This window comes from Pseudomonas sp. L7, assembly GCF_046605565.1.
Lineage (GTDB): Bacteria > Pseudomonadota > Gammaproteobacteria > Pseudomonadales > Pseudomonadaceae > Aquipseudomonas > Aquipseudomonas wayambapalatensis.
On the sequence record NZ_CP176784.1, the window covers coordinates 3,519,195 to 3,533,747 of the forward strand.

At 61.2% G+C, this 14,553-nt stretch carries 16 protein-coding genes; 7 read left to right on the forward strand and 9 right to left on the reverse strand.

What is annotated here, in order from left to right; all coding sequences use genetic code 11:
- The first annotated feature begins 79 nt into the window (after positions 1–79).
- Complete coding sequence (locus ACK3BK_RS16265; protein ID WP_186668864.1) at positions 80–1,516, forward strand: PLP-dependent aminotransferase family protein; 1,437 nt, start codon at positions 80–82, stop codon at positions 1,514–1,516.
- Here the strand turns inward: ACK3BK_RS16265 and ACK3BK_RS16270 are convergent.
- The 4 genes from ACK3BK_RS16270 to cynR form a co-directional block, all read right to left on the reverse strand.
- Complete coding sequence (locus ACK3BK_RS16270; protein ID WP_153773441.1) at positions 1,509–1,988, reverse strand: carboxymuconolactone decarboxylase family protein; 480 nt, start codon at positions 1,986–1,988, stop codon at positions 1,509–1,511. The two genes, ACK3BK_RS16265 and ACK3BK_RS16270, sit on opposite strands and share 8 nt — an antisense overlap.
- 265 nt (positions 1,989–2,253) lie before the next feature.
- Positions 2,254–2,625, reverse strand: a complete 372-nt coding sequence (locus ACK3BK_RS16275) for a DUF3077 domain-containing protein (RefSeq protein ID WP_411382888.1) — start codon at positions 2,623–2,625, stop codon at positions 2,254–2,256.
- 188 nt (positions 2,626–2,813) lie between these two features.
- A complete protein-coding gene (locus ACK3BK_RS16280; RefSeq protein WP_186709872.1) occupies positions 2,814–3,071 on the reverse strand; it encodes a hypothetical protein in 258 nt (85 codons plus the stop codon).
- Between the two features lie 494 nt (positions 3,072–3,565).
- The gene (gene cynR, locus ACK3BK_RS16285) at positions 3,566–4,453 is read right to left on the reverse strand and encodes a transcriptional regulator CynR (RefSeq protein WP_411382889.1); all 888 of its coding nucleotides are present in this window, start codon (positions 4,451–4,453) and stop codon (positions 3,566–3,568) included.
- A 110-nt stretch (positions 4,454–4,563) separates the two neighbouring features.
- Here cynR and ACK3BK_RS16290 point away from each other — a divergent pair, with 110 nt between their 5' ends.
- The 3 genes from ACK3BK_RS16290 to ACK3BK_RS16300 all read left to right on the forward strand — a co-directional run bounded on the left by ACK3BK_RS16290 (position 4,564) and on the right by ACK3BK_RS16300 (position 6,100).
- Positions 4,564–5,223, forward strand: a complete 660-nt coding sequence (locus ACK3BK_RS16290; protein WP_186668860.1) for a carbonic anhydrase — start codon at positions 4,564–4,566, stop codon at positions 5,221–5,223.
- 39 nt (positions 5,224–5,262) lie between these two features.
- Positions 5,263–5,733, forward strand: coding sequence for a cyanase (gene cynS / locus ACK3BK_RS16295; protein ID WP_054895305.1), 471 nt, complete (start codon positions 5,263–5,265; stop codon positions 5,731–5,733).
- A 109-nt stretch (positions 5,734–5,842) separates the two neighbouring features.
- A complete protein-coding gene (locus ACK3BK_RS16300) occupies positions 5,843–6,100 on the forward strand; it encodes a DUF2790 domain-containing protein (RefSeq protein WP_411382890.1) in 258 nt (85 codons plus the stop codon).
- 189 nt (positions 6,101–6,289) lie between these two features.
- Here ACK3BK_RS16300 and ACK3BK_RS16305 read toward each other — a convergent pair whose 3' ends face one another.
- Entirely contained in the window at positions 6,290–6,610 is a 321-nt protein-coding gene (locus ACK3BK_RS16305) for a hypothetical protein (protein ID WP_186668856.1), read from the reverse strand.
- Positions 6,611–7,009: 399 nt separating this feature from the next.
- Here ACK3BK_RS16305 and ACK3BK_RS16310 point away from each other — a divergent pair, with 399 nt between their 5' ends.
- Complete coding sequence (locus ACK3BK_RS16310; protein WP_411382891.1) at positions 7,010–7,426, forward strand: RidA family protein; 417 nt, start codon at positions 7,010–7,012, stop codon at positions 7,424–7,426.
- Positions 7,427–7,552: 126 nt separating this feature from the next.
- Here ACK3BK_RS16310 and tagF read toward each other — a convergent pair whose 3' ends face one another.
- Together tagF and ACK3BK_RS16320 are read right to left on the reverse strand one after the other, a co-directional pair.
- Positions 7,553–8,350: a type VI secretion system-associated protein TagF gene (gene tagF, locus ACK3BK_RS16315; protein ID WP_411382892.1), complete on the reverse strand. Its 798-nt coding sequence runs from the start codon at positions 8,348–8,350 to the stop codon at positions 7,553–7,555.
- Between the two features lie 40 nt (positions 8,351–8,390).
- On the reverse strand, positions 8,391–8,588 hold the full coding sequence (locus ACK3BK_RS16320; RefSeq protein WP_411382893.1) for a hypothetical protein: 198 nt from the start codon (positions 8,586–8,588) through the stop codon (positions 8,391–8,393).
- 348 nt (positions 8,589–8,936) lie between these two features.
- Here ACK3BK_RS16320 and sodC point away from each other — a divergent pair, with 348 nt between their 5' ends.
- A complete protein-coding gene (gene sodC / locus ACK3BK_RS16325) occupies positions 8,937–9,455 on the forward strand; it encodes a superoxide dismutase [Cu-Zn] SodC (protein ID WP_411382894.1) in 519 nt (172 codons plus the stop codon).
- Between the two features lie 130 nt (positions 9,456–9,585).
- Here sodC and ACK3BK_RS16330 read toward each other — a convergent pair whose 3' ends face one another.
- Together ACK3BK_RS16330 and ACK3BK_RS16335 are read right to left on the reverse strand one after the other, a co-directional pair.
- Complete coding sequence (locus ACK3BK_RS16330; RefSeq protein WP_186722418.1) at positions 9,586–10,869, reverse strand: Zn-dependent hydrolase; 1,284 nt, start codon at positions 10,867–10,869, stop codon at positions 9,586–9,588.
- A gap of 59 nt (positions 10,870–10,928) precedes the next feature.
- Positions 10,929–12,419, reverse strand: coding sequence for an NCS1 family nucleobase:cation symporter-1 (locus ACK3BK_RS16335; protein WP_186668847.1), 1,491 nt, complete (start codon positions 12,417–12,419; stop codon positions 10,929–10,931).
- Positions 12,420–13,037: 618 nt separating this feature from the next.
- Between ACK3BK_RS16335 and hydA the strand changes: the two genes are divergently transcribed.
- Positions 13,038–14,477, forward strand: a complete 1,440-nt coding sequence (gene hydA, locus ACK3BK_RS16340; RefSeq protein ID WP_186709863.1) for a dihydropyrimidinase — start codon at positions 13,038–13,040, stop codon at positions 14,475–14,477.
- The last annotated feature ends 76 nt before the right edge of the window (positions 14,478–14,553 follow it).

The following is a 14,553-nucleotide window of genomic DNA, read 5'->3' on the forward strand; positions in this document are numbered from 1 at the left end:
TCATGCTTAAGTGATGGCGCTATATTGGACTACCATTGACCCACTTGATTGAGCCAAGAAATGGGATACGAACTAGTCCATGATGACTTCGCCAAAACCGCCTTTCGCCCCCTTGGAAGAGCAGTCCGCGCTGCCTCTGTATCGCCAACTCTACGACCGCGTGCTGGCCGCCATTGCCGCCGGCACGTTGTCCGCCGGTGACCGCTTGCCGTCGGCGCGCGCCATGGCCAAGGAGCTGGGTGTGGCCCGTGGGACCGTCGAACTGGCCTATTCACTGCTAGCCAGCGAGGGCTACATCCTTGCGCTCGGGCAGAAAGGCACCGTGATCAATCCTGAACTGCAGAAGCCCGCGTTGGCGGCCAGCACAGCACCCGTCAGCAGCCGGGTGATCGAAGACTCCCCTGATTCGCTCTGGCGTCCACCGCAGCTGTTGCCATTCCAGATGGGGGTGCCGGCGCTGGATGCTTTTCCGCGCAAGATATGGGCGCGTCTGGGTGCCCGGTATCTACGCGGGATGCGTGTGGGAGATCTGGACTATCCGGCACCCCACGGCCTGCCAGCGTTGCGCAGCGCCATCGCCTCGTATCTTCAGGTATCCCGAGGCATCGATTGCGGTGCCCACCAGGTGTTTATCACCAGCGGTTGGCGCAATAGCCTGACGTTGATCGCGCACACCTTGTTGCAGCCAGGGGCGCGAGCCTGGGTGGAAGACCCGGGCTATCCCCCCACGCGCCAGGTGCTTCGCCAATTCGGACTGGAGCTGGAAGCGGTGCCGGTTGATGCCGATGGCATGAATGTAGAGCATGCCATCGCGGGTGGCCGGGCTACGCAGGTCGCCATGGTGACACCGGGGCATCAGAGCCCGCTGTCGATGGCACTGTCGTTGCCACGCCGACAACTGCTATTGGATTGGGCTGCCCGCACCGGGGGGTGGATTGTCGAGGACGACTACGACGGCGAGTATCGCTACGTCAGCCGTCCACTCCCAGCGCTGGCCAGCTTGGATCGCCATGGGCGCGTGCTGTATGCCGGGACCTTCAGTAAGGTGCTGTTTCCCAGCCTTCGCCTGGCTTATCTGGTGGTGCCGCAGGCGCAGGTGGCAGCGTTCGAGCGCGTCGGCCGGGCCTTGTTCGCTGCCGGGTCACCGTCAATTACCCAGGCCATGGTGGCGGAGTTCGTTGCCGAAGGACACTTTGCCCGGCATATCCAACGCATGCGCCGCATCTACAACGAGCGACGAGCATTGACCATCGAAGCACTGGAGCGAAGTTTGCCGCAGGGTATGCAGGTGGAGCGCTCGCCGGGCGGCATGCACCTGGTACTGCGTTTGCCGAACGACGTAAACGACACCGCCCTGGCCGAGCAGTTGCTGGGCAGGGGCATGTCGGTACAGGCGTTGTCGCGCTGGGCTGCCTCGTCGCAGCGTCAGTCGGGTCTGCTCCTGAGCTTTACCAACTGCGCCACAGCTGCTCCTGGCGAGCAGCTTGGCGCAGTGATCAGCACGTTACTCAGTTGAGGTTGGCCTTGCTCAGGCCGAACAGTTCATCGGATGAGCCCGGGATGGCCTGGAAAGCTACGTTGAGGCGGTTCCAGCCGTTGATGGCGACGATCAGGAACGACAGATCCGACAGATCGTGCTCAGAAAACTGCTCGCGCACACGCGCATAGAGGCTGTCGGAGATACCATGAGGCGATAACTGGGTCAGGGCTTCGGTCCACTCCAGCGCCGCTCGCTCTACGGGCGTAAACAGCTGCGACTCACGCCAGACGGCGACGTGGTGAAGACGCAGCTCGCGCTCGCCATGGATCTTCGCCTCTTTCACATGCATATCCACGCAGAACGCACAGCCGTTGAGCTGCGAAGCCCGCAACATGATCAGGTGGGCAAGATCGACCATCAACGGCTTCTTGCTCAGTTGCAGGGTCAACTCCACCAGTTTGTTGGACGCTTGGGGAGACAGCTTGAAGTAATCAAGGCGGTTGTTCATGGGCAGGTACTCGCAGTGGGTTAGTGTCCGTTGGAGCCCACTCTAGCCATGCTTGGACTAGCCACACAGAGCCAAGATGGTGATTTCGAACTAGACCATGCCTGTGGCGAAGTGCGCCATGATGATCCCGTCGAGCAGTAGAGGCGGAGAGGCGCTACAGGCCTCTTGCTGCTCTTTCGCGGACGGCAGCTTTGGGTCGGAAGCTGTCATCCGAAGACGTAGCCGTAGATCCGAACGGACAACTCTGAATCGCCCAACCTCCACCTCAATCGCTTTTATGCATCCCCCTACGCGCATCATCCATCAACGCCTTGGCCATCTCGCTGAGGTAATGCGCCGCCCAAACCAGCACCGGTTCGTCGTCCATCACCCCGATGAACGACGCCCGCCGCGCGCTAGCCAGTAGTTCCGAAGCCTGTTGCAGCGCATGGTCGGCACAGTTGCCGGGTTCAACGCGGAACAGGTGTTTGCCTTTGGCTTCGCTTTCCAGGCAGGTGGTGGTGCCGACGGTCCAGCCGAGCTTGCCGAGGTGGTCTGGTGAGTCCTTGTCCATGGGGAAGTCCTTCGAGGTGCTGTGAATGGGGTGGGTGAGCGAGGGCACCGGTGATGGTATGGGCAATTGGCTGTGCTGAACCATTGCTGGCCTCCTCGCGGGTAAACCCGCTCCTACAGGTACTCCGCTGATTTTGAGTACAGCGGGGTACCTGTAGGAGCGGGTTTACCCGCGAAGCAGGCGATGCGGTATATGGCACGGGCGTTGCCCGTGATCGCGGGGCAAGCCCGCTCCCACAGAGGCCCTGCAAGCCTTTTGGAAATGAGTACGGACTAATGCAGGGATAGCGGCCGCGCTCGACTCTTGAGCTGCACCTGCGCCAACGCACACTCCAACAGCGAGCGCACGGCGTCGAGCTCGTGCATCACGCTAAGCAGCATGATCGTGGCGGGGGATTTGGGGAGGGAGGTGATCGACTGGTTGGCTACCGCCAGGCCACACAGGGTGTATTCCATGGCTTCGACCAGGGTGTCTTCGAGGTAATCGGGGGCTTCGGTGGTGTGCGGTGGGTCGGGGACTATCTTGAGCATGGCGTGATCTCGTCTATTAGATTGAACCACCACGACACCACTTGCATTTGATGGGTGGCGGCTACGTACAGGTCTGCAAGACCGGAAGACGAGAAAACCGGCAGATCCGAAGATCTCCCGCACGTAGCCACCATAGACGGCGTGACCGAGTAGGCTCGGCCAGCGAAGGTAGTCTCATCTTCGGGCTTGCAGGCCCGGTCGTTGATTTGGCAACGACCCGGCGAGACTAGTCGTCATCTGGATGATGCAAAAGCGGACAGAGGATGCTTGGGAAAGGGCCTACATCAAATAGCGAAAATCTGATTCGTTCGTGTAGGAAGCCATCTAATTTTGGGGTGAGTTGCTTGCTGGAGGTTATGTAGTACACATCAGTGCGCCGTCAGCAGCTAGAAAGCAATAGGGGCTTCCCTCCCCTGCCAGTCTCCGCTTCGCAGGTCGGCTAGGCCATCATCGTTGCACTTGCGCACACGCACATCCTGCGGTCGCGCAAACCCTCACTGATCAAGATCGCTGGATATTTCTTTAGCCAGCTCGATGAAGACACGCACCGCCGCACTCAGAAAAGCGTCTTTGCGCCGCATCAGAACGGCCCGTCGCTGCAAGCGCTCCGGCTCCAGTGTGATGGCTACAAGGTCGTCATGGGCCAACGCAATTCTGGCAGGCAACAAGGTCGAGAGATTCGTCCGGCGAACGATCTCGATCACTGCGCCGAGGGCATTGGCCTCCATCTGCACCTTGGGACGAATCTCATGTTTGCGGCAGTAGCGGTCGATTTGCTCGCGAGTGGCAAACTCTGTGCTGAGCAAGACCAAAGACTCTGCACTCAGGCCGTGCGAGGTAATGGAGCGTTCCTCGGCCAGGCGGTGTCTGCGGTTCATGACCAAAGCAAGCGTTTCGTTCAGCAAGGGGATGGCTTCGATATCCGGCGCATGTATTTCATCAAATGCGATCCCTACGTCCAGCTCTCCCGCCAACAGCAACTCCTCGATACGCTCCTGGGAGATCTCTTTCAGGTTGACGGTGATCTTGGGGTATCTGGAGTGAAATGCCTCGATCAGCGGCCCCACCAGATAGGTCGTGAACGTCGGCGTTACGGCAACACGCAATGAGCCACGGCTGAGGTCGCTGACATCATGTATAGCCCTTTTGGCTTCCTGCAGTTCCTGATACGCACGGCGCGCATAGAGAAGGTAGACATCCCCCGCGTCAGTCAAACGCGTCGTGCGGCCTGATCGGTCGAACAACTGGACTCCCAGGCTCTCTTCCAACTGCCTTACTTGCTGAGAAAGCGCCGGCTGAGAGACATGCAGCGCTGCTGCGGCCTTCGTGAAACTGAGATGTTCTGCAACGGCCAGGAAATACTGGATGTGGCGAGCGAGCATGCCTAAACCCATAAGATAATCTGATCCAACTCATAATAAATGAGACTTTTACCTTATGTCATGCGCTGCTTAATCTCCGTCTCACACCCAGCGACATCGAGACAGCAACCATGAAAGCGATCATCGACGGATTTCTGAAGTTTCAAAAAAACGCCTTTCCTGAGCGGGTCAAACTGTTCAAGGACCTTGCCAATCAGCAAGCGCCAAAGGCTCTCTTCATCTCCTGCTCTGATAGCCGACTGGTGCCTGAACTGGTCACCCAACGCGAGCCAGGCGATCTGTTTGTAATCCGCAACGCCGGCAATATCGTGCCCTCGTATGGGCCAGAGCCGGGTGGGGTTTCGGCGTCGGTCGAATACGCGGTCGCCGGACTCAAGGTTGCAGACATCGTGATCTGCGGCCACTCCGACTGCGGCGCGATGACCGCCATCGCCACCTGCAAATGCCTGGATCACATGCCCGCCGTAGCCAGCTGGTTGCGGTACGCCGACTCAGCCAAGGTAGTCAATGAGGCCCGTCAGCATGCGGACGGCCCAAGCAAGGTTGCTTCCATGGTGCGCGAAAACGTGGTCGCGCAGTTGGCCAACATCCAGACCCACCCCTCCGTGCGCTTGGCGCTCGAAGAAGGCCGCGTGACCCTGCACGGTTGGATCTATGACATCGAGACCGGACGTATCGACGCTTTTGATGGCAGCACCGGCACCTTCGTGTCTCTCGCGCAAAACCCAGAAGTCCACGCCGTTTCCCAGCCGGCCAGGCACGTCGCCTGAAGCCTGTATCTGCACCTTTTCTTACCCAGGAGACTCACCATGATCCAGACTCAAGCCACCCGCACCGCTCGCCAGGAACTGACCGAAGTCATCATCCAGGCCAAGGCTCGCAAGGACCTGTCCTTCGCGCAAATCGTTGACGGTACGGGCCTGTCCGAGGCCTTTGTCACCGCAGCCTTGCTTGGCCAGCATCCGCTGCCTGAAAGCGCCGCGAAGGTCGTAGGCGAAAAGCTCGATCTCGATGCTGATCAAGTCGCACTGCTGCAATCGATGCCGATCCGCGGCAGCTTCTTCGACGGGGTGCCGAGCGACCCTACCATCTACCGCTTCTACGAAATGATGTCGGTGTATGGAACCACCCTCAAAGCGCTGGTCCACGAGAAGTTCGGCGACGGCATCATTAGTGCCATCAACTTCAAGCTGGACATCAAGAAGGTCGAAGATCCAGACGGTGGTCACCGTGCTGTGATCACCCTGGACGGCAAGTATCTGCCTACCAAGCCTTTCTGATGTAACTCAGCCCGGCGCCATACCGCGCCGGGCCATCTCCAACATTCATGACGACTGAGCGCCGATCGGATGCTCAGGCCTTCTTACGCCCTCAGTACAGGTGATCACCATGAAACTCTTACTCGTTTTGTTCCTAGGCGGCCTTGGTTCTGTTGCCATGGCCGATGACCAAGGTACTCGAACTGCACCAATGACGGTTGAACCCTATCGCTACTCTCAGAAACTGGATATCGCGCACGTTGTGGCTGTTACCCCGGTGCCCAATGTCTGCGAAGTTGTGCCGATGCAGCTGACTTACGACGACTCCAATGGCGAGCGGCATATCATGGAGTACAGAATCGTGGGGAATGGCTGTGCCAACAACTGATGCGCCGTCCATACTCCAGCTCGACAGGCAGTTCCTGGGCATCAGGGCAGATGGGATCGAGGCTTGGCATCCTGTATAGACGCAAGCCCACTGCGAAAATCGCTGGGGGCTTTTTGCTTCCGACAGAGGGTGATCTGCCGACTCGTCTGCGGGACGGGAATCTGGACGGCAGACTACCCTCCTGAAACTTCAGAGCCTGTACTCAATGGTGTAGGACTCATCGTCTCTCGGTTCTATCGTAATAGGAATGCCGAAGAGCTTTCCTCGACAATCACTGACGCTACACCGATACACATTTCCCTGCTGGATCTGGTTCCAGAGCCCTTCGTCATGTATCGCAATCTGCAACACACGGTTGTTCGGATCCTCTCTGACCTGAGCAACGTGATGGTCGAGGTCGCACCCGAATTCAGCAGTAGTAAACTCGGGATCGTAGCCGATCAGCACACCGTGCCTTTTCAGATCTTCCCGAATACGCTCAATCACGTTCTCTGCTTCTTGTTTTAGCATGATCGTTGTCTCGCGGCGTTGTACTCATCAAAACTCTAGCTGACCCTGATGGTTTTGGTTGGGTATCGTGCAATCAACGACTCACCCTCATTCCTGAAATTCCCCACCGCCTTAGGAGGCGAAGCTGGCGGTAGCGGGTGACTGCTTTCGACCCATTTCGGACACTGAAAAATCGCGTTTCGTAAGTGCGACGCCCACTCCGTGGGAGCGGGTTTACCCGCGAAGCAGGCGATGCGGTGCATGCACGGCATCGAGCGCAGCATGATCGTGGCGGGGGATTTGCGCCTGATTGAGTGACTGGGTTGCGTCCAGGAGATTTCTTCTCTCGGCCACAAACACGCTTGACCTCAAGTTGACTCGAGGTTGCAGACTGCCCGCTCCTTCCTCTGGAGCAATCCCATGTCCACAGATTCCCGCCCCGCATTCGCGCTGTCCAATCCACCCGGGCTGTACGACCCGAGCAGCAACGGGTACTCCCACGTCGCCGCAGTAGCACCTGGAGCCAGGCTGTTGTTCATTGCCGGGCAAGGTGGCGAGGATGTCGACGGGCGACTGCCCGCCGAGTTTGCCACGCAGGCCAGGCAGGCACTCGCCAATTTGGACACGGCACTGCGGTCGCAAGGCGCGAGCTTGCAACAGGTATTCAAGCTGACCTTGTTGATCGTCGATCATGATGAGCATCGCTTGCGTGAATGGGTCAGCGAAGCAAATCGGGTCTGGGAAAGCGGGCATCCGGTCTGCACCCTGATCCCCGTTCCACGGCTGGCGCTGGATGGCATGCTGGTGGAGATTGATGCGGTGGCCGCTTGCTGCTGATGCAACCCGCTGCGCCTCGATGCGGCGCATGGCACGGGCGTAGCTCGTGCCAGACAGCGCGGTGTCTTTTTCGCGGGCAAGCCCGCTCCCACAGGTACGGCGATGAGGGCGGTGCCGGTATCAAGCTCACGCCGCGCCGCCACCCTCCCCGCCCAGCATGCCAACGAACCACCCCGCCCCCGGCAAGCCCCGGCTCACCAACAGCGTCGGCGCCACCTGCGGCCCGCCTTCGGTCCAGAACAAGGCATGCCCGGCCAACGACCGCTGCCCCGCCAGCCCGTCCAGTTGCATCAACCACTGTTCGACCGCCTGCGCCATCCCGTCCTGCTCCGGCAACGTCAGCCACATCGCGCCCATCGCTGGCTGCCCCCACACAGGCGCGATGCTTGCGGGCTCGGGCCGGGATGGAGCGGGCAACTGGCTGAGGTCGCGGTCGAAGCGCTCCAGCACGAATCCCGCCTCCAGGGTCGACAATGCCAGGCGCTCCACTTCGGCGTACCACGCGCCATCGCGCCGCAGGCGCTCCAGCACTGGTATGTCCGGTCCGCCATAGGCCAGGGTCAGGGGAAAATAGCGCCCCACCCGGTCGACACTGGGCATCATCACGCCGGCCCAGGCGACCTCGCCGCACACCCCGGCAGCCAAGGCGAAATGCCGGATCGGGCTGCAGCGGTAGGCCTGCTCCCACTCCGCGCCCAGGCGCTCGCGGCTGGCGCGCAGGCCCTTGGCGTGATTGCGGTGAAAGCCCGGCTGCGGGCCGGACACCGCTTCGAACGCATCGACGACGCGGGCAACGCCGGCCGCAGAGGACAGTGATGGAGGGGCTGTCCAGCTATTGCGCTCGACGAACAGCGCACAGGCAAGGCCGGTGAACAGGGTCGGGAAGAAGGCAACGAGGAAGTGGTGGCGGTACTGTGCGGGCATTCAGGCGATCCAAGAATCCGGTCGCCCACCCCCAGGGGCCTTATTGGCGGATACCGGCGAACCACAACAGCGATGGCAGGCTGGCATTGGCCGTATACAACTGGCCTGAACTGCGGTCCGCGACCACGCGGGCCACGGCATCGAGGTCGACGCCGTCCGGGGCGCCGATCAGCGCGTAGCCTAGCTGAGACTGACGCCAGACCACAACATCCATGCCCGCGACGTTCAACTGGACCATGGACTGTTCGGGCTTGGGCCCCTTCATCACGCACAGGGCTACCGGATCGCACTGCTGCGCAACTTCCGGCTTGATGTTTTTTCATACAGTGCGCCGAACGAATTATTTCTACAAGTGAAGGGAACTCATCTTGTTATTTATCGCCCTTGTTTCATGAAACAGCACTTCTTGACGATATAGCCCCCATAACACTTGTCTTGCGTCGTTTATTCCATAGCTTTTTCTGTTTTTTTTAATTACCAATTTTAGTTGGACTCTCGCGCTCAGCCCTTTCTATTCTTGCCCCGCCGGAACAACTTTCAGGTTCCTGCCACCACGCTTTCCCGTCATTGAATTGAAGAGGCAAACATGAAACGACACCTCTGGCTCGCCCTGCTGGGCACCCTGTCCATCGGCGCCCACGCCGCGACCCTTGATGTACCGGTCAATCTGGTCAGCGCCGATGGCAAAGCACAACCCATCGGTCAGGTCAGCATCAGCGAGTCGGCCTACGGACTGATCTTCACCCCCAAGCTGAACAACCTGCCCGCAGGCGTGCATGGTTTCCACGTGCATGAGAACGGCAGCTGTGCGCCCGGCATGAAAGATGGCAAGGCAGTCGCGGCGCTGGCCGCGGGCGGGCACTTCGACCCGGCCAAGACCGGCAAGCACCTGGGCCCCTATGGCGATGGCCATCTGGGCGACCTGCCGGCACTCTATGTGAGCGCCGACGGCACCTCCACCTATCCGGTCCTGGCGCCGCGCCTGAAGACGATTTCCGAAATCAAGGGCCACGCCTTGATGATCCATGCCGGTGGCGACAACCACGCCGACATGCCCATGCCCCTGGGCGGTGGCGGCGACCGCGTGGCCTGCGGCGTGATCTGAACCAGGCAGGCCGGGCGTCAGTAATCGCCGCGCTTGTGCAACGCCCAGCGCCCGGCCAGCACGGTCACGTCGGCAAGGGGCATGTCCAATGCCTGACACCGGCTGAGCCGATGCCAGGCACCGCTCGCAGTCAGGCCGCCAATCGCCCTTGGGCAATGGCCTCCGACGCTGCCAGCATCGCCCGCAGCAACACTGCACAACCCGCCGCCAGATCCTCGGGCGTAGCGTTCTCGATCTCGTTGTGGCTGATGCCGTTCTCGCACGGCACGAAAATCATGCCTGCCGGGCCCAGCTCGGCCAGGAAGATCGCATCGTGCCCAGCCCCGCTGACGATATCCATGTGCGCCAAACCAAGGCTCTTGGCCGACTCACGCACGGCATCGACACAGTTACGGTCGAAGTACAGCGCCGGGAAGTCCGCCGTTGGCGTCAGCTCGAAACTCAGCCCGTGTTTGGCACATGTACTGTCGATCACCTCACGCACCTCGGCGATCATCGAATCGAGCCGATCCCCTTCAAGGTGACGGAAGTCCAGGGTCATGCGTACCTCACCCGGAATCACATTGCGCGACCCCGGATACGCCTGCAGGCAACCGACCGTGCCGCAGGCATGGGGCTGATGCGCCAGTGCCGTGCGGTTGACTGCCGCGACCACTGCCGCCGCGCCGACCAGGGCATCCTTGCGCAGGTGCATCGGCGTCGGCCCGGCGTGCGCCTCGACGCCGCGCAGGCTCAGGTCGAACCACTTCTGGCCGAGGGCGCCGAGCACCACGCCGATGGTCTTGCCTTGATCCTCCAGAATCGGCCCCTGCTCGATATGCGCCTCGAAATACGCCCCGACCGGATGCCCCAGCACGGCCCTCGGGCCGGCATAGCCGATGGCCTGCAGCGCCTCACCGACGCTGGTCCCTTGGGCATCGCGCTTGGCCAGCGTCTCTTCGAGGGTGAACTTGCCGGCGAACACCCCTGATCCCATCATGCACGGTGGGAAACGCGAACCTTCTTCGTTGGTCCACACCACCACCTCCAGCGGCGCTTCGGTTTCCACGCCGAGGTCATTCAGGGTGCGGATCACCTCCAGGCCGGCCATCACCCCGAAGCAGCCATCGAACTTGCCGCCAGTAGGCTGCGTGTCGATGTGGCTGCCGGTCATCACCGGTGGCAGCTTGGGGTTGCGTCCGGGACGCCGGGCGAACATGTTGCCGATCGCATCGACGCTGACGCTACAACCTGCGGCCTCGCACCACTGCCGGAACAGGTCGCGGGCCTGGCGGTCCAGGTCGGTCAGTGCCAATCGGCAGACCCCGCCCTTGGGCGTGGCGCCCAGGCGCGCGAGGTCCATCAGCGATTGCCACAGGCGCGCGCTGTCGACATGGCGGTCGGTGGAGTGCAGCACTTCCTTGATCGGTTTCATCGGGACTCTCCTCAGGCGATTTCTTGTTCTGGTGATTCGGCTGTAGCGGCCAGCCAGATTCAGGGTGATGGTTTGGCCAGGCGCGCCGTTCCACGCACCGCGACGCGGCCCAGGACGTAGTACAGCCCCGCCCCCAGCAGCGAACCGGTAAACCAGCCATAGTCGTAGAACCAGCTGAAGCGGCTGTTGCCGATCGACATTACGGTCAGCGCCACCGGCACCGCGAACGCCAGGAACCCGACCCAGTTCCAGGCCGGGTACACGTCATCGCGGTACAACCCGGCAAGGTCCAGTTGCTGGCGGCGGATCAGGAAGTAGTCCACCACCATGATCCCGGCAATCGGCCCGAGCAGGCTCGAATAGCCCAGTAGCCAGTTGGAATAGACACTCTCGAGGCTCAGGTCGGAAACGATCCAGCCAAGCTTTTTCAGCAGTTCGTGGCCCATCAGCGCCAAACCGATGAAACCGGTCAGCCACACCGCACGGCTGCGCCCGATCAGGCGCGGGGCGATGTTCTGGAAGTCATTGGTCGGTGAGACGATGTTCGCCGCCGTGTTGGTCGACAGCGTGGCGATGATGATCAGCGCCATGGCCAGCGCCACCCAGCCCGGGCTCTGGATACGTCCGATCAGGTTCACCGGGTCCGACACCGTTTCCCCCACCAGCGATGCCGAGGCGGCGGTCATGACCACACCCAGGGCTGCGAACAGGAACATGGTCAGTGGCAGGCCAAAGATCTGCCCGAGAATCTGGTCCTTCTGGCTTCTGGCGTAGCGGCTGAAGTCGGGAATGTTCAGCGACAGCGTGGCCCAGAACCCGACCATCGCCGTCAGCCCCGCGCAGAAATAGCCGATCACGCTGGCGCCTTCCGGGCGCTTGGGCGGCTGGGCCAGCAGTTCGCTCATCGACATGTGCGGCAGCGCCCAGAACAGCAGGCCGACGCCCACCGCCACCAGCAGCGGTGCCGACAGGGTTTCCAGCCACTTGATCGACTCCGAGCCGCGCAGCACCACCCACAGGTTGAGCAGCCAGAACAGCATGAAACCGATCACCTCGCCGGTTCCGCCCAGGCTCTTCCAGCCATCGAACAGCGAACCCAGGAACAGGTGGATGGCAAGACCGCCGAACATCGTCTGGATACCGAACCAGCCGCACGCCACCACCGCGCGGATCAGGCACGGCACATTGGAGCCTAGGATGCCGAACGAAGCGCGTAGCAGTACCGGAAAGGGAATGCCGTACTTGGTGCCGGGGAAGGCGTTGAGGGTCAGCGGAATCAGCACGATGAGGTTGGCCAGCAAGATCGCCAGCAGCGCCTCGCCGACGCTCAGGCCGAAGTAGGCGGTCAGTACCCCGCCGAGGGTGTAGGTGGGGACGCAGATGGACATGCCGACCCACAAGGCGGTGATGTGCCATTTGTTCCAGGTACGCTGGTGCACCTTGGTCGGAGCGATGTCGTGGTTGTAGCGAGGGCTGTCGAGGACGTCAGTGCCTTCGGACAGCTCGTACAGCCCGTGCTGCTCGATCACTTGCGATCTGCTCTGTTGCATGGGGCCTTCTCCAGATTGTTCTAGTTATTCGCTCATCGGCTGAATCGATGGCCGGAGTTACACATCTCACCTGTACTGCACCTCCGGTCCGGCCTGGCGGTTGTGGCCGCACTCAAATTGCATGCCGGATTGGCCCAGGCCAACCCTGCCGGCTACCGCCGACTGGAGGTAATTCACTGATTTGCAAGGCATTGAGTCGCGCCAGGGAAAGGTACGGTCATGCCCTGCCCTGACGTTTTGCTGGTGGAGGCCCGCCCTGGCCTGCGCACCGGGTTTCAATCTGGTGCAGCCTGGTTTCTGCGCGGCGTGGTTCGCGCCGGCAAGCCAGGTTTCAAACGGCTGATTTCGCATGGAAAATCTTGACCAAATCTGCTTCTTGTCAAGTGCGTCAAAATGGTGAGTAGCCTGTCCATTTTGGTGATTTATTCAAAAAAGCCTTAAATTTCAATTATTTATTGAAGATGTAAACTCATAAAATTTTTTCTTGATCAATCCTTGATCAGCATCTAGATTCCAATCTTGTCAGCACTGACAGGATTGCAACGCAACCTCCAACCGCTGGCAAAAAACAATTTCAAGAACCGGCAAAACGACCGGTCAGCCTGCGAGGAAGACGGTATGTCCCTGTTGATCCGTGGCGCCACCGTGGTTACCCACGAAGAAAGCTATCCCGCCGATGTCCTGTGTGCCGATGGCCTGATCCGCGCCATTGGCAAAGACCTCGAAGTGCCCAGCGGTTGCCAGGTCCTGGACGGCAGCGGCCAATACTTGATGCCCGGCGGCATCGACCCGCACACTCACATGCAGTTGCCATTCATGGGCACCGTGGCCAGCGAGGACTTTTTCAGCGGCACCGCCGCAGGCCTGGCCGGCGGCACCACCTCGATCATCGACTTCGTCATCCCCAACCCGCAGCAGTCGTTGCTGGAGGCCTTCCACACCTGGCGCGGCTGGGCGCAGAAGTCGGCCAGCGACTATGGCTTTCACGTCGCAATCACCTGGTGGAGCGAGCAGGTCGCCGAGGAAATGGGCGAACTTGTCGCCCACCACGGCGTGAACAGTTTCAAGCACTTCATGGCCTACAAGAACGCGATCATGGCCGCCGACGACACCTTGGTCGCCAGCTTCGAGCGCTGCCTGCAACTGGGTGCGGTACCGACCGTGCATGCGGAGAACGGCGAGCTGGTGTTCCACCTGCAGAAGAAACTGCTGGCCCAGGGCATCACCGGCCCCGAGGCCCATCCGCTGTCGCGTCCGGCGCAGGTCGAGGGCGAGGCGGCCAGCCGCGCCATCCGTATTGCCGAAACGCTGGGCACACCGCTGTACCTGGTGCACATCTCGAGCAAAGAAGCGCTGGATGAGATCACCTACGCTCGGGCCAAGGGCCAGCCGGTGTATGGCGAAGTACTGCCCGGGCACCTGCTGATCGACGACAGCGTCTATCGCAACCCCGACTGGTCCACCGCTGCCGGCTATGTGATGAGCCCGCCATTCCGTCCGCGCGAACACCAGGAAGCCCTGTGGCGCGGCTTGCAATCGGGCAACCTGCACACCACCGCCACCGACCACTGCTGCTTCTGCGCCGAGCAGAAAGCCATGGGCCGCGATGATTTCAGCCGCATCCCCAACGGCACCGCCGGCATCGAGGACCGCATGGCGGTGTTGTGGGACGCTGGCGTGAACAGCGGGCGCCTGTCGATGCATGAGTTCGTGGCACTGACCTCGACCAATACGGCCAAGATCTTCAACCTGTTCCCACGCAAAGGCGCCATCCGCGTGGGTGCCGACGCCGACCTGGTGCTCTGGGATCCGCAGGGCACACGCACGATTTCTGCCAGCACCCATCACCAGAAGGTCGACTTCAACATCTTCGAAGGTCGCACGGTGCGCGGCATTCCCAGCCACACCATCAGCCAGGGGCGAGTGCTCTGGGCCGATGGCGACCTGCGCGCCGAGCCGGGCGCGGGGCGCTATGTGGAAAGGCCCGCCTACCCCTCGGTGTACGAGGTCCTCGGGCGACGGGCCGAGCAGCAGCGGCCGATCCCGGTCAGCCGCTGAGCAGCCCATAACAGCCGGGGGCCGCAGCGCCTCCGGCAATAACAATCCAGAGACACCTGTTGACTGCCATCCCAGA